We start from the raw sequence: 17539 nt of genomic DNA, 5'->3' as shown, positions 1-17539 counted from the left end.
CCGCATGCGTATTCTGAGCCTCGCGGGGCGGCGGCTCGCCGCCTCGATCCCGACCTTGTTTCTCATCCTGATTGGTATCTTTCTGTTGCTGCAATTCGCGCCCGGCGACACCGTCGACGCGATGATGGCCCAGATGGGCGGCGGCGACGCCGCCACGGCGCGCGAGCTGCGGCAGTTCTACGGGCTCGATCTGTCGATCCCCATGCAGCTCGGCCATTATCTGTGGCGGCTGGTCCGGTTCGATCTCGGCTTCTCGTCGATCTACGGCAAGCCGGTCGCCACCGTGATCCTGGAGCGGCTGCCGGCGACGCTGCTGCTGATGACCGCATCGCTGTCGTTCGCATTCTTTGCCGGCCTGGTGCTCGGCGTGATCGCGGCGCGCGGCGTCAATAAATGGCCGGACACGCTGATCTCGACGCTCGGCCTGATCTTCTACGCCACGCCGTCATTCTGGTTCGGCCTGATGGCGATCGTGGTGTTCTCGGTCTATCTGCAATGGCTGCCGGCCGGCGGCTTCGAGGATATCGGCGCCGCCGCGACCGGTCTCGCCCGGACGCTGGACATCGCCGCACACCTGATCCTGCCGACGCTGACGCTCGGGCTGATTTTTCTCGCGATCTATCTGCGGATCATGCGGGCCTCGATGCTCGAAGTGCTCAATCTCGATTTCGTCCGCACCGCGCGCGCCAAAGGCCTCGACGAGACCCGTATCATCGTCCGCCACGTGCTGCGCAACGCGCTGCTGCCAATGGTGACGCTGATCGGTCTGCAGGCCGGCACCATGCTGGGCGGTTCGGTGGTGGTCGAGAGCGTGTTCTCGCTGCCGGGGCTCGGCCGACTCGCCTACGAGTCCGTGGTGCAGCGCGACCTCAACACCCTGCTGGGCATCGTGTTCGTCTCGGCGCTGCTGGTAATCGCCGTCAACTTCCTGGTCGACCTCTTATATGCCCGGCTTGATCCGCGCATCACGGCGGAGACTTAGGCATGAAGGACGCGATCAAGCGCTACTTCCGTAGCCCGGCCGCGATCGTCGGCCTGATCCTGTTGCTGGTGGTGATCGGCATGGCGATCACCGCCGGCTGGATCTATCCGCGCGATCCGCTGGCGCTGGCCGGACGGCCGCTAATCTGGCCGTTCAGCAATCCGCGCTTCCTGCTGGGCACCGACAACTCCGGCCGCGACATCGCCGCGCAGATTTTCTACGGCGCCCGCATCGCGCTCCTGATCGGCGGCGCCGCTACCGTGATCGCGATCGTGATCGGCGTACTGATCGGCGCCTTCGCCGGCTATTTCGGCGGCTGGGTCGATACCGTGCTGATGCGGATCACCGAGGCATTCCAGATCCTGCCCAACTTCGTGCTGCTGCTGGTGCTGGTCGCGGTGTTCGGCTCGACGCTGACTACGGTGACGATCGCGGTCGGCATCGTGTCATGGCCGGCACCGGCGCGGCTGACGCGCGCCGAATTTTTGTCCCTGCGCAACCGTGAGTTCGTGCAGGCCGGCCGCACGCTTGGGATGAAGGACCTGCAGCTGATCCTCGGCGAGATCCTGCCCAACGCGCTACCGCCGGTGATCGTCTATGCCAGCGTAGTGATGGCGGTGGCGATCCTGCTGGAGAGCGCGCTGGCTTTTTTGCGGCTGTCCGACCCTAACGTCGCCTCCTGGGGCAATCTGATCGGGCTCGGCCGCGACGTGCTGCGCGTGCAGTGGTACGTCGCCGCGATTCCCGGCATCGCCATCCTGATCACCGTGCTGGCGGTGTCGCTGGTCGGTCAGGGTCTCAACGACGCACTCAATCCGAGGCTGAAGGGCCGATGACCGACGCGCCCGCAGTCCTCACACTCGACAGCCTCCGCGTCCGCCTGCCCGCCGGCGCCGACCGCTCGCACGCGGTGCAGGGCGCGTCGCTGTCGATCGCGCCCGGCGAGATCCTCTGCGTGGTCGGCGAGAGCGGCTCCGGCAAATCGATCATGGCGAACGCCGTGATGCAGCTCCTGCCCGGCGGCGTCGCGCTCGACGGCGGCCGCGTGTTGTTCGAGGGCCGCGACCTCGCCCAGGCCAGCGCCGCCGAGATGCGCCAGGTGCGCGGCGCCGGCATTGCCATGGTGTTTCAGGAGCCGATGACGGCGCTCAATCCGCTGCGCAGCATCGGCGATCAGATCGGCGAGATGTTCTCGATTCACACCGATCTGTCGAAGCGCGATATCAACGCCAAGGTATTGGCGCTGCTGACCGACGTTCGCATTCCCGATCCCGAACGTGCGGCCGGCGCCTATCCGCACGAACTCTCCGGGGGGCAGCGCCAGCGCGCCATGATCGCCATGGCGTTGGCGCTCGATCCCAAGCTGCTGATCGCCGACGAGCCGACCACCGCGCTCGACGTCACGACGCAGGCGCAGATCTTGACGCTGATCCGCGAATTGCAGAGCCGGCGCAACACGGCGGTACTGTTCATCACCCATGATTTCGGCGTGGTTGCCGAGATCGCCGACCGCGTCGTGGTGATGCAGCACGGCGTCATCGTCGAGCAGGGCAAGGCCGACGACGTGCTGCACCGGCCGCAGCATGCCTATACGCGGCAACTGATCGCCGCGGTGCCGCCGCTGACCGCGCCGCCACCGCGTGTGTTCGGCAGCGAGACCATCCTAAGCATCGACAACGTCTCGAAGACGTTCCGCACCGGCGGCTTTCTCGGCCGCGGCGCGCGCGTCACCAACGCGGTCAAGGACGTGTCGCTCAAGCTACCGAAGGGCGCGACGCTCGGCATCGTCGGCGAAAGCGGCTCGGGCAAATCGACGCTGGCGCGCTGCATCATCCGGCTGCTCGATCCGGATTCCGGCTCGATCCTGCTCGAAGGACGCGACTGGGCGACGATGCCTCGCGAGCAGGTGCGGCGCGAGACGCGCCACATGCAGATGGTGTTTCAAGACCCGTTCGCCTCGCTCAACCCGCGCCACAAGGCCGAAGAATTAGTCGCACAAGGCCCGATCATCCACGGCACGCCGCGCAAGCAGGCCATCGCCGAGGCGCGCAAACTGTTCGAGCTGGTCGGCCTTGATCCATCGGCCGGCGACCGGCTGCCGCACGAATTCTCCGGCGGCCAACGCCAGCGCATCGGCCTCGCGCGCGCACTGGCACTCAAGCCCGACGTGCTGATCGCCGACGAAGCGGTGTCGGCGCTCGACGTTTCGGTGCAGGCGCAGGTGCTGAAGCTGTTGACCGGCCTGCGCGAGCAGCTCGGCCTGTCGATCATCTTCATCACCCACGATCTGCGCGTTGCGGCGCAGATCTGCGACCTCGTCGCGGTGATGAAGGACGGCGCCGTCGTCGAGCACGGCCCTGCCGGCGAGGTCTTCAACACGCCGAAGCACCCCTACACCCAGGCGCTGCTCGCCTCGATCCCCGGCGGCGATTTCGCGCGCAGCCACGAGGTGGCATAGCCCGGATACGCTTTCGATCACCGCATTTCGGCGGCCGTCGACGTCCCGGGCCGGGTCACGCGGCGGAGCGCCGGCAGCGATCGACGATCCAGGTCACGAGGCGCCCTTCCGCCTCGGACAGCGGCTGCTGGACGAGGTGACAGAGATAGTAGTCGCGGCCGTCCTCCAGCTGATCATCGAACAAGCGCGACAGCCGACCTTCGTCGACGAACACATCGACCAGCGAAGGGCGCAGCAGAGCGATGCCCAGACCATCCAGCGCCGCCTGCAGCGCGAGATTTCCGTCCTCCACCAGCAGCCCGCTACTGGGTTCGCCCTCGACCCCGTGCAGATCCCACCATTGCTGCCAGCCGCCGCGATCCTGATCGTGGATCAACGCGTAGTCCCGCAGCGACTTCGGATCCGCGCCGGCATCGCGGTTGCGGGCCAGGAATGCCGGACTGCAGAACGGCGCGATCGCTCCGGACAGAATGCGGTGAGATTCGTAGCCTTTCCAACGGCCCTCGCCGAACCGGACCGACAGGTCCGCGGAATCGCTGACGTAGTTGCGGTGGTGCGTGTAGGAAATGTTGAGGTCGATATCGGGGTTGTGATCCAGGAAGTCCTGCATGTTGCGGAACAGCCAGGCCCGCGCGAACAGCGGGATGACACCGAGCCGAACCTCGGTACTCCGGCTCCCCTCCCGCATTTGGTCGGTCGCACCGCGCAGCACGGCGAAAGCCGTACGAACCGAGCGGAAGTATTCGCGCCCGGCGTCGGTGAGAACGAGACCTCGCCCCTGACGCCGCGTCAGCGGCTGCCGCATGAAGTCATCGAGCAGAGCCAGTTGATGGCTGATCGCCGACGGCGACACGCCCAGTTCGCGGGCGGCAGCGGTCGCTCCGCCGAGTCGTGCAACAGCCTCGAAGGCACGCACAGAGGTCAACGGGGGTTCGTCGCGCTCAATCATCTTGATCTTTCATATATTGAATAATTCTCATTATTATCAGCTATTGACGGGTAAAATTCCAGAGTTACTCTGGATTTATGTGAGAAATACTCAACTACACACGCGGCTGGAAATAGCAATTCCTTCTCCGCGTGTTGCGCCCACGACCCCGGCCAGCCCGAACCGCCCTCCAGATACTTCGCCGGCCGCACCAACATCCGCATCCGCTGAACGGAGCCGAACCAATGAAGATGCAGCATCTCTCACGACGCGCGTTCCTATCCTCGGTCGCGTTGGCCGCCCTCGTCGCGACCCAGCCTCGCGTCGTTCTTGCGCAGGATGCCCCGCTCCGGGGCGGCGTGTTGAACGTCCACATGAACGCGGAGCAGCGCGTCCTGAACCCTGCGATCCGCGCCTCGGTCGACGTTTACCTGGTCGGTAGCAAGATCGTCGAGCCACTGGTGGATCTGGACGATAAGGGCCAACCGGTCGGCGTGCTGGCGACAGCCTGGAAAACGTCGGCCGACGGCAAGACGATCACCTTCAATCTGCGTGAGAACGTGAAATGGCATGACGGCAAGCCGTTCACGTCGGCCGATGTCCAGTACACCGCGATGGAGCTGTGGAAGAAGCACCTGAACTACGGGTCGACCTTGCAGAAGAGCCTCCAGGCGGTCGAGACGCCGGACCCGCTGACGGCCGTGTTTCAATATTCCGAGCCGATGCCGCTGGACCTGCTGCTACGCGCCTTGCCCGACCTCGGATATGTCGCGCCCAAGCATGTCTATGACGGCACCAACATTCTGGAAAACCCGGCGAATATCGAACCGATCGGCACGGGCCCGTTCAAATTCGTGAAGTACGAGCGCGGTCAATACATCATCGCCGAGCGCAATCCCGATTACTGGCGCAAGGGCTTCCCCTATCTCGACCGCATCGTGTGGAAATTCATTCCCGACAAGACGGCTGCGGCGATGGCGCTCGAAACCGGCTCGGTCGACCTCAGCGCCTATACGTCGTTGACGTTATCGGACATCAACCGGCTGCGCGACCACAAGGACTTCACCGTCTCCACCAAGGGCAACGAAGGCAACGCGGTGCAGAACACGGTGGAGTTCAATTTCCGCCGCAAGGAGCTGTCGGATATCCGCGTGCGGCGCGCCATCATCCACGCCCTCAACACTGACTTCTTCATCGAGAACCTGCTGTACGGCTTCGGCAAACGCGGCCAGGGGCCGATCCCGCAGTCCTCGGACTTCTTCGTGCCCGGCGCGCCGGATCTAAAATACAACGTCGCGCTCGCCAACAAGCTGCTGGACGAGGCGGGATATCCGCGGACCAACGGGCAACGCTTCAAGCTGCGACTGCTGCCAGCGCCGTGGGGCGAAGACGTCAGTTCGTTCGCGACCTTCATCCAGCAGTCGCTGACCGAAGTCGGCATTCAGGTCGAGCTGGTGCCGCGTGATGCCGCCGGCTTCCTGTCCGACGTCTACCGCGACTGGAATTTCGACCTGGCGACCGGCCGCCATCAGTACAGGAGCGACCCCGCGGTCAGCACGACAGTCTGGTATCGCTCTGGCGCGACCAAGGGCGCGCCTTGGACGAACCAATGGGGCTGGCAGGATGCCGAGATCGACCGGGTGATCGACAAGGCCGCCATCGAGCTCGATCCGCAAGCACGCAAGCAGCTTTATGCCGAGTTCGTGAAGCTGGCCAACACCGAAGTCCCGGTCTGGATGGCGACGGACCGCGAATTCATCACGGTCACGAACAAGAAACTGCGCAACGACCGCAACACGCCGCGCTGGCCTTCCAGCAGCTGGTATGACCTGTGGGTGCAGAAATGACGGAGGCCACTTTGAAGCTGAAATCCACGCCCTACCCGTTTCCGCTGCACGGCCCGCTGACGACGCACAACACCGCCTTGCTGGTCATCGATGTACAGGGCGATTTCTGCGCCGAAGGCGGCTACATGCACCAGTTCGGCTTCGACCTCTCCGCCCTGCAACGGCCGATCCCGGTCATCGCCCGCGTGCTGGCGGCGTGCCGCGCGATCGGCATGCCGGTGATCCATACGCGCGAGACCTTCAAGCCGGACCTGTCGGACGTCCAACCGCATCGGCTCTGGCGCGGCATCGACGGCAAGGGCGTGGCGGTCGGTGACGAGGGCCCGAAGGGGCGCTATCTGATCGAAGGCGCGGAGTGCTGGCAGATCATCCCCGAGCTCGCGCCGCAGGACGGAGAGGCGGTGTTCGATAAGCCGTCCTACGGCGCCTTCGGCTTCACCGGCATCGAGAAATATCTGCGCGAGCGCGGCATCAGGAACCTGATCCTAACTGGGCTCACCACCGACTGCTGCATCCAAACCAATGTGCGCGAGGCACTCGACAGAGGCTTCGACTGCCTGACGCTGGCGGACGGCACCGGCGCGTGTTTCGAGACGGTTCACGAGGCGGCGATCCAGTTGCTGATCAAGAAGAGTGGCGTGTTCGGTGCGGTGGCCGAGAGTCCTGCGCTGCTCGAGGCACTGCAACGGCTCCCCGTCGCGGAGGCGGTTTCGGCATGAGTGCGGACGAAGAACTCGGTATCCTGGCCCGCCGACGCATCGAGGCCGGCATCATCAAGCCGATCTACGAGACGCTGTGCGCGCACCTCGGCAAGGAGCAAGCGCAATCCCTGATCGGCGAGGCCATCGCCAAGACCGCGGTCGAGGCGGGACGCGACTTTGCGGCGCGCGAGCCGGGCGGAGCCGACATCCGCAGCTTCGCGGAGCTGCAAAGGCTGTGGACCCAGGACGACGCGCTCGAGGTCGAGGTCCTGCGGGCGGACGATCAAGGCTTCAGCTACGACGTGCACCGTTGCCGTTATGCCGAGATGTATCGCGAGATGGGGCTGGCCGAGATCGGACACCTGCTTTCGTGCAACCGGGACGCTGGCTTCATCGAGGGATACGATCCCCGCGTCGAGCTGACCCGTACCCGCACGCTGATGTCGGGCGCCGGATGCTGCGACTTCCGGTACAAGGTCAAGGCGGCAGCCGAGAAGTAATTGGGCGGCGACTTGCCTAGAGGCACTTGGGGGGCGGTGGAGTACCGCCACGCACCCGGCGCCGTCATTGCGAGGAGCGGAGCGACGAAGCAATCCAGCACGGGGCACTGCGCTGGATTGCTTCGCTTGCAATGACCGAGAGAGCGTGACTACGCGACCTCCTTGCTATCGCGATGCCGGTACAGCACCATCATCAGCGGAGCAAACGGACGAAGTAACTCGTTAGCCGGGATCGGCGTCGGTTCGGTGAACGGCAGCGCCAAATCGCCGTCCGGCACGCCCTGCACCGCCTTTGCCAACTGATCGCCGAGCGCGATCGACAGGGCGACGCCGCGGCCGTTGCAGCCGGTCCAGCCGTAGGCGTTGGGGCCGAGGCGGTGGATGTGCGGCAAGTAGTCGGTGGTCATGCCGATGAAGCCGTTCCAGACATAGTCGAACTGCACGTCTCCGATCTGCGGCCACAGGCTTTGCAGCCGCTTGCCGACCCGCGCCTTCAGCGTCGCGACCTGGTTGAACGGGCGAATGATGGCGCCGCCGGTGACGAAGCGGTTGCGGGCGTCGAAGCGGCCAAAGATCAGTTCGCCGTGGGTATCGGACATCGCTTGCCGGCCCGGGATCATGCTCTTGCGCACGTTGTCGCTGAGCGGCTGCGTCGCCATCTGCCACGACCGCACCGGCATCACCTCGCTGGCGATCGCCGGCGCCAAGGTCTTTGCGAATTCGCCGGTGTAGGCGTTGCTGGCGACCACCAGCGCGCGGCCGCTGATCTCGCCTTGCTCGGTCTTGACAATCCAGCGCTCGCCGCGCCGTTCGATACTCATTGCTGGCGAGCGCGCGAAGACGCGGCCGCCCTGCGCCAGCACGGCGCGCGCCAGCCCGCGCGCGAGCGCCAGCGGATTGATGTGACCGCCGGTCCTGTTCCAGAAGCCGCCGTACCAGGCGTCCGAGCCGAGCATGTCGCGGACCTGATCGCGCGACAGCAGCTCGACCGGCGCGCCGGCCTTCGACCATTGCCGCACGCGCCGCTCGGCGATCTTGATGCGGCCCGGCGAATGCACCGGCTGCACCCAGCCGTTCTGCTCCTGCTCGGCGTCGATGCCGTGGCGCCGCGCCACGTCGAACAGGATCGAGGCGCTGTCGCGGATCAGCCCGACCAGCCGCTCGCCGGCGGCGCCGTGCTTGGCGATGATATCGTCCGGATCGGGCCGCGAAAGCGTCGGGATCACCTGGCCGTTGTTGCGGCCCGAGGCGCCCCAGCCCGGCTCGGCCGCCTCGATCACCGCGACGTCGACGCCGGCCTCGCGGAGATGCAGCGCCGTCGACAAGCCGCTGAAGCCGCCGCCGATCACCACCACGTCGGCGTGCTCCGTGCCGCGCAGCTCAGGCAGATCGGGTCCCGGCGGCGTCACCGCGGCCCACAGCGAATCCGGCCAGCGCACCTCGGCAGTCATCTTCAGTCCTTCCATCGATTTCAATCGCACGCGCCGCGCCTCCGACCTGCGTCGGGTTGCGGCGGCGGAACGATCTGGCTAGCCTACTCTGCAAGAGTTTTGGGGAGCAAAGCCAGCGTGTCACTGCAATACGTCATCGGAATCGATCACGCCGTGGTCATGGTCAAGGACCTGGATTCGGCTGCCGCCAATTGGCAAAGGCTCGGCTTCACGCTGTCGCCGCGCGGCACCCACAGCCCGGCGCTCGGCTCAGGCAATTACACCATCATGTTCGGGCATGATTATATCGAGCTGCTCGGCATTCTGAACCCGACCGACCACAACGCACCGAGCCGCGCCTTCCTCGACGCCCGCGGCGACGGCATCGAGCGGATCGCCTTCACCACCACGGATGCGGCAAAGGGCGCCGACGAACTGCGCGACCTCGGCCTCGATGCGGTCGGGCCGATCGATTTCGGCCGGCCGGTGCCGCTGCCGGGCGGCGGCGAAGGCGAAGCACGCTTCAGCATCTTCCAGTGGCCGCTGACCGAAGCGCCCGCCGGACTGCGCAACTTCGCCTGCCAGCACCACACCCGCGACACCGTGTGGATTCCCGAGTTGCAGAGACACGCCAATCACGCCACCGGGCTGGTGCGGGTGCTGATCACCGCGCCTCGACCGGAGAGCGACGCCCGGCACATGCTGCGGCTGATCGACGGCGAGCAATATTCTGAGCCGGATGGCAGTGTCGTGGTGCCGTCCGGGTCCGATCGCGCCGAGTTCGTCTTCGTGACGCGCGACACGCTGGCGCAGCAATACCCCGGCGTATCGCTCGACGGCGTGCCGGAGCGTGGCGGCGCCGGCCTGATCATCGCCGTCAGCGATCTCGCCGCGACCGCGCAGGCAGTTGGCGAGGCCGGTAAGGCCCTCGGCAACAGTCTGGTGGTGCCCCCGAGCGCCGCCAACGGCGTGCTGTTGGTGTTTGTGCAACGCTAGGATTTTAACGACAGGGCACAGGAACGATTTCCCGGTCCGCCGCGTTTCTGCGCCGTCGAGCCTGCTCGACGGTCTGAAGCGTGCGGGCGCCCCGAGAAGGCGCCCGATTTCCGGGAGCGCTGGCGAGCCAGCGAAGGTTGATGTCCGACGCCTATGTGATCGAAGTGAGCTCGCGCACTGCCGGCATCGTCGTGCGCGACGGACGCAACTTCTGCTTCCACGCCGCTCATCGCGACTTTCACAGCCTCGAGCGCCGCACCTTCGCGTCGCTGCTCGCCGCGCAGAAGGCCGCAAAGCTCTGCGCCGAGCAAATCCGCAAGCTGATGGGCTGAACGCCCTTTCCTCTCGTCATTGCGAGCCGAAGACGAAGCAATCCAGAAGCGCCGGGCACCGCGCTTCTGGATTGCTTCGTCGGCTTGGCCTCCTCGCAATGACGAGAGACTTGAGTGCCGACTCACTCCTTCCCCGGCTCCACCTTCCGCGTTTCCGGCATCAGCAGCCACACCAGCGTCAGGCCAAGCGCCGCGACGCTGGCGAGGCCGAGGAAGGCGGCGTGGCTGCCGAACTTGTCAGCGACCAGACCGGCCACGACGTTGCTCATCGACGCGCCGATGCCGCCGGCGGTGCCGACCACGCCTTGCGCAAAGCTGAAATGACCGCTGCCGAACGCGACGTCCGCGATGATCAGCGGCACCAGCACGGCGAACACCGCAGCGGTGATGCCGTCGAAAACTTGCACGGCGACCAGCAAGTAGGGATCGGTCACGGTCGAGAATAGCACGCCGCGGATCGCCAGCGCCCCGAAGCCGGCGAACAGCAGCGGCTTGCGGCCGATCGACTGCGCCCATTTGCCGACCCTGGGTGAGAACAGCGCGACGATCGCCTGCGGCACTACGATGCAGAACGCGATCAGCGCCGGCGCCGCCTCGCTGGAGCGCGACGTCACGGCGCTGGCCATCAGCGGCAGCATCGCCGCGTTGGCAAGTTGCAGCATCAACATCGCGCCGGCGAACACCAACAGTGGCCGTTGCCGGAGCAGATTTATCAGATCGGACAACTGAAAGCTCGGTCCGGCATCAGCCCGGGCCGCGCCGTGGGCCTGCGCCGAGTCGATCTCGTTGCCGCGGATGCGCGACAGCGCGATCAGCGTCGGGATCACCAGCAGGCAGGTGACGAGGAACACCGAGCGGCTGGACAATAGATAGCCGGCGGTGCCCATCACCGCCGCGGCGACGCCATTGCCGAGCGAAGCGCAGCGGGCGTTGCGGCCGAGCCGTTCGCCGATCGCGTAGCGCCCGACCAGCCCGAGGCTGATCGCGGCGATCGAGGGGCCGAGCACGCAGCTCGCCGCCGCGTGCAGCGTCGCCGCCGCCATCACAACCGGGAAGATCGGCAGCAGGGCATAGGCTAGCGCCGCGAGGCCGATCGCCGCGACGGCTGCGCCGGCGACCTTGCGCTCGTCCTTGGCCGCATCCACGATGGCGCCGCCGGGCATCTGGCCGATCAGGCCGATGATGCCGCCGACCGATAGCACCAGGCCGATCTCCACCTGGGTCCATTTCTGCGTGGTCAGATACACCGCGATGAACGGGCCGAATCCGGTCTGCACGTCGGCGAGAAAGAAGATGAACCAATCGAGCCCGCGCTGGCTCTGCTGCGATGGCGCACGCGGCGGCTCCGGTGGCCGCACCGGATCGCCGCCGGGCGGCTCGGCCGGCGCGGAAGGGTGCGGACCGAATCCGGCTCCGCGCTCGGAGAGCGGCGCGTTCAGGACTACTTCTCCGGCCCGAACTCGAGCGGCGACAGCTTGCCGGAGGCGCCGAGCACGACGGCGGTCTGGTCGTCCTTGTATTCCGGCGCCGCACGCACTTGGTCACGCGTCAGCGCGAGCGTGACCTTGTCCTCCTTCTTCGAGATCGTGCTGAACTTCAGCGCAGTCCAATCCACCGCGATCTTGCGGCTCCCGACGCCGAGGAAGCCGCCAAAGTCGATAATCGCCGCGCGGGGCTTGCCTTCCTTATCGACCACGATATCGACGATACGGCCCATATCTTCGTCGGCCGCACTGCGCACCTCGCGGCCAAGCACGCCCCGCGCATCGTCAGGACTGATCACCGTGACGGTCGGCGGATCGCTCTTGGCGGTCGCTGCAGATTTCGCCGGCTCTGCCGGTTTGGCAGGCTCAGCCTGCTTGGCCGGCTCGGCCGGTTTCGCGGGCTCTGCCGGTTTGGCGGGATCGGCCTGTTGCGCCGGCTCAGCCGGCTTGGCGGGATCGGCCGGGTCCGCGCGCAGTCCAGCCGAGACGACGCTGGTGATCACCACCAGGGCAAACGCAGTACTGAACCGGATGTGCATCGAGCCTCCCTCACAGCGACGACGTCGCCGCGCTCCTCATCGGAGCGTCTATCGAGCCAACACGATCGAAACCTGGATGCGCCCGTCGGTGCGCAGCACTTCCATCGACACGCCGTCGCCATGTCGGCGCACCCGCAGATCGATGCTGGAGGCCCCGATCCGCAGATCGCGCAACACCACCTCGTTCAGGAACACCGGCAGCCGGGGATTGACCAGCCGGATCTCGTGCTTGTCGGCATCGAACTGAATGCCGAGCGCGGCTTCGAGCAGCGTGAACGGCGTCGCGCTCGCCCAGGCCTGCGGTGCGCAGGCGACCGGATACAGCGTCGGGCCACGGCGGCGCTCGCGCTGGAAGCCACAGAACAATTCCGGCAGCCGGCGCAGCTCCATATAGGTGGCGGCGTCGAACAGGCCCTTGAACACGTTGTCGACCGCGGCCTTGAAGCCGTAGCGCGCAAGCCCGAGCGTGATCAGCGCATTGTCGTGCGGCCAGATCGAACCGTCGTGATACGACATCGGGTTGTAGCGCGCCTCACCGCAGGCGATGGTGCGAATGCCCCAGCCCGAGAAAAAGTGCGGCCGCATCAGATCGGTCGCCACCAGCCGCGCGCGGTCCTGCCTCACCATGCCGGTGAACAGCACCTGCCCGGCATTGGAGCTCCGCACCTTGCAGGGACGCTTGGCACCGTCGAGCGCCAGCGCATAGGTGCCGAGCTCCTCGCACCAGAAAGCGCGTTCGAATTGCGCCGCGAGCTTGTCGGCCTGCTGCTCGAGTTCGGCGGCGCGGTCGATGTGGCCGAGCCGGCGGGCGCACATCGCCGCCAGCCGCTTGGCGGCGAACACATAGCCCTGCACTTCGGCGAGCGCGATGTTGCCCTCGGCGAGCTTACCGTCAGCGTGGAAGATCGCGTCGTACGAATCCTTCCAGCCCTGGTTCTGCAGGCCCTGATCGGTGGCGCGTTGATACTCGACGAAACCGTCGCGGTCTGGATCACCGGGACCATCGATCCAGCCGAGCCCCTTCTCGATCGCCGGCCACAGCTCCCTCAGCGTTGCGTCGTCGCCGGTGCGCTGAACGTAGAGACCCGCCAGCATCACGAACAGTGGCGTCGAGTCGACGCTGCCGTAATACTGCGCGAACGGCACTTCGCGCAGCGCCGCCATCTCGCCGCCGCGCATTTCGTGCAGGATCTTGCCGGGCGCGGCATCGTTGAGCGGGTCGACGCTCGTGGCCTGAAACGCCGCGAGCCGGCGCAACACACCGCGGGCGATGCGCGGATCGATCCACAGCATCTGCAGCGCAGTAATCAGTCCGTCGCGACCGAACGTGGTCGAGTACCAAGGAATGCCTGCATAGGGATAGCGCCCCTGCGGTGTCTCCGTCGTCAGGATGTTGAGGTCGGCCATCGCCTGGCACAGCACCTCGTTGAAGATATTGTTGGAGGTCTCGATGGTGGTGGCGCCGCGTGTCGCCTCGCGCATCTCGCGGCGATGCGCCAGCAGGCTGCGGAAGAACGGCAGCGGCTTCTGCGATGCCGGCTTATTGCAGCTCACCGCGACGAACACCGACGCGGTCTGCTGTGGCGCCAGTTTGATCTGATACACAGCGCGGCCGGCTTTGAGCTCCGTCGGCGCCGGATCGAAATGCACTACGGTGCTACGCGTGACGTCGTCAAGTCCGCGGTAGTCGAAGGCGACGTCGCAGCCGGAAACACGGCGGCTGGTCACCTTGCCACGCCGCGGCCGGGTGGCGCCGCGGACTTCGAACAGATCAGCGAAATCGCTGTCGAAATCGAGCGTCAGTTCGAAGCTCGCTTCGGCATCGCCATGGTTTTGAAAGCCGATGCGCTGAAACGCCGTGCCCCGCCACAGGAAGATCGTGCGGACGATGTGCAGCAGATCCTTGGCGAGGACCAGCCGGCCGTTGCGGTAGATATCCGGATTGGTGAGATCGACCGTCAGCGCCGAATTGTCGTCGCGCAGGTTGGAGCCGAGCAGCAATGGCTGGACGTCGGCGAGCCGCAGCTGCAGACGTGCCAGATAGCGGGTGTCGGCATTGAAGAGGCCGTCGCTGGCACCGCCGGGCGCGCCGAGGTCGCCATGACTGTCGAGCACCATGAAGGTGTCATCGTGCTTGAGCGCGGTTCGCGGCCGGGCCGGTCCCGTCATCGGAATGTAAAATGGAGACTCTGTGTTGGCGGATTCCGGCGCGGGCGCGGGCTGGGTCATCACGTCAGACAGCATCGATCATCCTATTGCTGCGTAGCATCGCGCTGCCGCCTCATCAGGCCGCGTGGGCGGCCAGACGGCTGATCTCGCGCGCGACGAGGTCACGGTACGGGCCCTCTCCCTGCATCAGCCGATCGGGCGGACCATCCTCGATGATACGCCCATTCTGCAGCACTACCACGCGGTCAAAGTTACGCAGGGTGGCGAGACGATGGGCGATCGCGATCACGGTGCGGCCATGCATCAGCCGCGCCAGCGCTTCGCGGATCGCTTCTTCCGAATCTGAATCGAGCGCGGCGGTGGCTTCGTCGAGCAGGAGGATCGGCGCATCTTTCAGGAAGGCGCGCGCGATCGCCAGGCGTTGACGCTGGCCGCCTGACAGCTTGAAGCCGCGGTCGCCCACCATGGTGTCGAGCCCTTCCGGCAACGTCTCGACGAAATCGCAACGTGCCGCAATCGCCGCCTGCAGCACTTCCTCGTCGGTCGCGCCCGGCCGGCCGTAGCGGATGTTGTCACGGATCGAGCGCTGGAACAATGAAATGTCCTGCGGCACCACCGAAATGGCTTCGCGCAGGCTGTGCTGCGTGACGCGCGAGATGTCCTGGCCGTCGATGGTGATGCTGCCGTCCTGCACGTCGTAGAACCGCTGCAGCAGCGTGAACAAGGTCGACTTGCCACCGCCAGAGGCGCCGACCAGGCCGACGCGTTCGCCGGCGTTGAGCCGCAACGTAAAGCGATCGAACACCTTGGAGCCGCCCGGATACTGGAACGACACGTTGTTGAAGGTGATCGCCGCGCCGGCGCGAATGAGCGGTTCGGCTTCAGGATGATCGCTGAGTTCGTGCGGCGTCAGCAGTGTGGCGATCGCTTCGCCGAGGCGGGCGACGTGCTGGGTGACGTCGACCAGCGCCACCGCGAGGTCGCGAGTGGCGTGCAAAATCGACAGGCCGAGCGTGCAGATCAGCACGACGTCGCCGGTCGAGGCGCCGCCGCGCTGCCATAGCATGATCGCCCAGGCGAGCAGCGCCACGGTAAGAACAATGGTGATCACCGCGTGCAGCAGCCGCAGCCGCTCCAGATAACGCAGGCTGCGACCGCGCGCGTTGACTTCGAGGTTCACCGTATTCTCGAACCGCGCGTGCTCGTAGCCGAGCCCGCAGAATGCACGGACCAGCGGCATATTATTAATGACATCGACCATTTCGCCGTCGACCGTTGCGGCCTTGTCGGCGAATTCGTCGTGCAGCGGCTTGCCGTCCGCCGCCAGCTTGAACACTAGCGCGAGAAGCAGCGCCGCCGCGATGCCGAGCGCCAGCGCCATCACGCCACTCACCGTTGCGATCAGCGTGATCGCCAGAAAGGTCGCGATACACGGCGGCAACACGTTCCAGACGAACATGTTTTCGATGGTGAACACCGCATTCGAGGTAGCGGTGATGCGGCTCGACAGCATGCCGGGCAGCCGATCAGAAAAGTAGCTGGGCGCGTGTCCGGTCAGATGCCGAAACATGTCCCGCCGAAGGTCGGCTGTCACTGCGGGAAACGTGAAGCTCCCGATCCAACTGGCGACGCGCCATAGCAGATTGTCGGCTGCGATCAGCGACACGAGAAAGAGAAAGCCGAGCCAGACGACCCCGGACTGGCCACCACTCAATCCGTCGACCAGATACTTCACACCGTACTGAGTGCCGACAGAACAGGCAACTGCCAACAAAACACACCCGAGAATGATCGCATGTGTGCCCGGTCTTTGACGAACGTAGCGCAAAATGAAGGCAAACGGGCGACGCGAGTAGCCTGATAGAGAGTCCATAAAAGTCCGCCTCCGCAACGCATCTTCGCCAAGGTCGCTAGCGATACAGCTTTACGCCGGGATCACTGCCCTGTTCCATTCTCGGCAACCGCAAGAGGGCATCGGGAAGTGGCATCAACAAGACAGCAACGTGGAAGAAGTGAGCGCATGCAAGGAACCTCGCAGGTGCAAAAACGTTCCCGCAGCTGGCAATGCCGGTGCCATTCGATTCAAGCCCATGTTCAACGTTCACACGTATCAACAGGAGACTAGTCGATGCGCATCGCGCAAGTCGCTCCTCTCACCGAGGCTATCCCACCGAAGCTCTACGGCGGCACCGAACGGGTGGTGCATTGGTTGACGGAAGAACTCGTGGCCCTCGGCCACGATGTGACGTTGTTCGCCAGCGGCGATTCGATCACCTCGGCCAAGCTGGAAGCGCCGTGGCCGCGTGCGCTTCGCCTCGACGGCGCGGTGCGCGATCCCAACGCGCTGCACATGATGATGCTGGAACAAGTACGACGACGATGTGACGACGAAGAGTTCGACCTCCTTCACTTCCATCTCGACTACTACCCGTGGTCGCTGTTTCATCGCCAGCCAACGCCCTTCCTCACCACGATGCACGGACGCCTAGACCTTCCCGAGCATCAGCCGGTTTTCTCCACCTTCTCCGACGTCCCGGTGGTCTCGATCTCGGATTCACAGCGCCGGCCGGTGGCGGGCGCGAACTGGGTCCGCACTATCCACCATGGCCTGCCCGCCGATCTGCTGAAACCGATCGCGACCAAGCCGGGCTACCTCGCCGTGCTCGGCCGCATCGCACCCGAGAAGGGCGTTGACCGCGCAATACGCATCGCCATCCGTGCTGACATTCCGCTGAAGATCGCCGCCAAGGTCGACCGCGCCGATCAGGAGTATTTTGAGCAGGTGATCGAGCCGATGCTGCATCACCCGCTGATCGAATTCATCGGCGAGATCGGCGATCAGCAGAAGTCGGAATTCCTGTCCGGCGCGCTTGGCCTGCTACTGCCGCTCGACTGGCCGGAGCCGTTCGGCCTGGTGATGATCGAATCGATGGCCTGCGGCGCGCCGGTGATCGCCTACAATCGCGGCTCGGTTCCGGAGATCATCGAATCCGGGCTGACCGGCTTCATCGTCGAGGACGAGACCAGCGCGGTCGCCGCCGTGCATCAGCTCGAGGAGCTCGACCGCTCCGCCATCCGCGCCCGCTTCGAAGAGCGCTTCACCGCCAAGCGCTTGGCGTCCGACTATGTGGCGCTGTACGAGCGGATGATCTTGCACTCGTCGCCGCGTCCGC

General features: G+C 65.5%; 15 protein-coding genes. 9 read left to right on the top strand and 6 right to left on the bottom strand.

All coding sequences use genetic code 11. The features are described from left to right. The first annotated feature begins 4 nt into the window (after positions 1-4). Genes ACOJTD_RS18580 through ACOJTD_RS18570 form a run of 3 tightly spaced genes read left to right on the top strand, consistent with a single transcriptional unit; the run spans position 5 to position 3440 of the window. A complete protein-coding gene (locus ACOJTD_RS18580; RefSeq protein WP_420134352.1) occupies positions 5-982 on the top strand; it encodes an ABC transporter permease in 978 nt (325 codons plus the stop codon). 2 nt (positions 983-984) lie between these two features. Then, entirely contained in the window at positions 985-1818 is an 834-nt protein-coding gene (locus ACOJTD_RS18575) for an ABC transporter permease (RefSeq protein ID WP_420134351.1), read from the top strand. Then, positions 1815-3440, top strand: coding sequence for an ABC transporter ATP-binding protein (locus tag ACOJTD_RS18570; protein WP_420134350.1), 1626 nt, complete (start codon positions 1815-1817; stop codon positions 3438-3440). Before ACOJTD_RS18575 ends, ACOJTD_RS18570 begins: the two co-directional genes overlap by 4 nt. Before the next feature lie 55 nt (positions 3441-3495). Here the strand turns inward: ACOJTD_RS18570 and ACOJTD_RS18565 are convergent, their stop codons facing one another. Further along, entirely contained in the window at positions 3496-4389 is an 894-nt protein-coding gene (locus ACOJTD_RS18565) for a LysR substrate-binding domain-containing protein (RefSeq protein WP_420134349.1), read from the bottom strand. A gap of 224 nt (positions 4390-4613) precedes the next feature. Between ACOJTD_RS18565 and ACOJTD_RS18560 the strand changes: the two genes are divergently transcribed. From ACOJTD_RS18560 to ACOJTD_RS18550, 3 genes are read left to right on the top strand one after another with little or no spacing between them, the layout of a single operon-like run. Further along, complete coding sequence (locus ACOJTD_RS18560; protein WP_420134348.1) at positions 4614-6215, top strand: ABC transporter substrate-binding protein; 1602 nt, start codon at positions 4614-4616, stop codon at positions 6213-6215. Then, the gene (locus ACOJTD_RS18555) at positions 6212-6934 is read left to right on the top strand and encodes a cysteine hydrolase family protein (RefSeq protein ID WP_420134347.1); all 723 of its coding nucleotides are present in this window, start codon (positions 6212-6214) and stop codon (positions 6932-6934) included. Before ACOJTD_RS18560 ends, ACOJTD_RS18555 begins: the two co-directional genes overlap by 4 nt. After that, positions 6931-7416: an L-2-amino-thiazoline-4-carboxylic acid hydrolase gene (locus tag ACOJTD_RS18550; RefSeq protein ID WP_420134346.1), complete on the top strand. Its 486-nt coding sequence runs from the start codon at positions 6931-6933 to the stop codon at positions 7414-7416. The genes ACOJTD_RS18555 and ACOJTD_RS18550 overlap by 4 nt, the downstream gene beginning before the upstream one ends. A 149-nt stretch (positions 7417-7565) precedes the next feature. Here ACOJTD_RS18550 and ACOJTD_RS18545 read toward each other — a convergent pair whose 3' ends face one another. Further along, complete coding sequence (locus ACOJTD_RS18545) at positions 7566-8867, bottom strand: NAD(P)/FAD-dependent oxidoreductase (RefSeq protein WP_420134345.1); 1302 nt, start codon at positions 8865-8867, stop codon at positions 7566-7568. 117 nt (positions 8868-8984) lie between these two features. Here ACOJTD_RS18545 and ACOJTD_RS18540 point away from each other — a divergent pair, with 117 nt between their 5' ends. Together ACOJTD_RS18540 and ACOJTD_RS18535 are read left to right on the top strand one after the other, a co-directional pair. Further along, positions 8985-9842: a VOC family protein gene (locus ACOJTD_RS18540; RefSeq protein ID WP_420134344.1), complete on the top strand. Its 858-nt coding sequence runs from the start codon at positions 8985-8987 to the stop codon at positions 9840-9842. A 140-nt stretch (positions 9843-9982) separates the two neighbouring features. Further along, entirely contained in the window at positions 9983-10174 is a 192-nt protein-coding gene (locus tag ACOJTD_RS18535) for a hypothetical protein (protein ID WP_420134343.1), read from the top strand. A 122-nt stretch (positions 10175-10296) separates the two neighbouring features. Here the strand turns inward: ACOJTD_RS18535 and ACOJTD_RS18530 are convergent, their stop codons facing one another. The 4 genes from ACOJTD_RS18530 to ACOJTD_RS18515 all read right to left on the bottom strand — a co-directional run bounded on the left by ACOJTD_RS18530 (position 10297) and on the right by ACOJTD_RS18515 (position 16239). Then, positions 10297-11532, bottom strand: coding sequence for an MFS transporter (locus ACOJTD_RS18530; protein WP_420134342.1), 1236 nt, complete (start codon positions 11530-11532; stop codon positions 10297-10299). Positions 11533-11615: 83 nt separating this feature from the next. After that, positions 11616-12197, bottom strand: coding sequence for a PRC-barrel domain-containing protein (locus ACOJTD_RS18525; RefSeq protein WP_420134341.1), 582 nt, complete (start codon positions 12195-12197; stop codon positions 11616-11618). A gap of 48 nt (positions 12198-12245) precedes the next feature. Continuing rightward, positions 12246-14441 (bottom strand): glycogen debranching N-terminal domain-containing protein, encoded by a 2196-nt coding sequence (locus ACOJTD_RS18520; RefSeq protein WP_420134340.1) that lies wholly within the window; start codon positions 14439-14441, stop codon positions 12246-12248. Between the two features lie 40 nt (positions 14442-14481). After that, a complete protein-coding gene (locus tag ACOJTD_RS18515) occupies positions 14482-16239 on the bottom strand; it encodes an ABC transporter ATP-binding protein (RefSeq protein WP_420134339.1) in 1758 nt (585 codons plus the stop codon). A 255-nt stretch (positions 16240-16494) separates the two neighbouring features. Here ACOJTD_RS18515 and ACOJTD_RS18510 point away from each other — a divergent pair. Continuing rightward, positions 16495-17539: glycosyltransferase family 4 protein (locus tag ACOJTD_RS18510; RefSeq protein WP_420134338.1), on the top strand; the 1045-nt coding region annotated here is incomplete at its 3' end.

It is taken from the genome of Rhodopseudomonas sp. (assembly GCF_048594845.1).
Classification (GTDB): domain Bacteria; phylum Pseudomonadota; class Alphaproteobacteria; order Rhizobiales; family Xanthobacteraceae; genus Rhodopseudomonas.
The sequence above is the reverse complement of the archived record's forward strand: the minus strand, read 5'-3'. Positions and strand labels throughout refer to the sequence as shown.

Coding starts and splice junctions, on each gene's coding strand:
- ACOJTD_RS18580 (WP_420134352.1), top strand. CDS start 5: ATGCGTATTCTGAGCCTCGCGGGGCGGCGGCTCGCCGCCTCGATCCCG.
- ACOJTD_RS18575 (WP_420134351.1), top strand. CDS start 985: ATGAAGGACGCGATCAAGCGCTACTTCCGTAGCCCGGCCGCGATCGTC.
- ACOJTD_RS18570 (WP_420134350.1), top strand. CDS start 1,815: ATGACCGACGCGCCCGCAGTCCTCACACTCGACAGCCTCCGCGTCCGC.
- ACOJTD_RS18565 (WP_420134349.1), bottom strand. CDS start 4,389: ATGATTGAGCGCGACGAACCCCCGTTGACCTCTGTGCGTGCCTTCGAG.
- ACOJTD_RS18560 (WP_420134348.1), top strand. CDS start 4,614: ATGAAGATGCAGCATCTCTCACGACGCGCGTTCCTATCCTCGGTCGCG.
- ACOJTD_RS18555 (WP_420134347.1), top strand. CDS start 6,212: ATGACGGAGGCCACTTTGAAGCTGAAATCCACGCCCTACCCGTTTCCG.
- ACOJTD_RS18550 (WP_420134346.1), top strand. CDS start 6,931: ATGAGTGCGGACGAAGAACTCGGTATCCTGGCCCGCCGACGCATCGAG.
- ACOJTD_RS18545 (WP_420134345.1), bottom strand. CDS start 8,867: ATGACTGCCGAGGTGCGCTGGCCGGATTCGCTGTGGGCCGCGGTGACG.
- ACOJTD_RS18535 (WP_420134343.1), top strand. CDS start 9,983: ATGTCCGACGCCTATGTGATCGAAGTGAGCTCGCGCACTGCCGGCATC.
- ACOJTD_RS18525 (WP_420134341.1), bottom strand. CDS start 12,197: ATGCACATCCGGTTCAGTACTGCGTTTGCCCTGGTGGTGATCACCAGC.
- ACOJTD_RS18520 (WP_420134340.1), bottom strand. CDS start 14,441: ATGCTGTCTGACGTGATGACCCAGCCCGCGCCCGCGCCGGAATCCGCC.
- ACOJTD_RS18515 (WP_420134339.1), bottom strand. CDS start 16,239: ATGGACTCTCTATCAGGCTACTCGCGTCGCCCGTTTGCCTTCATTTTG.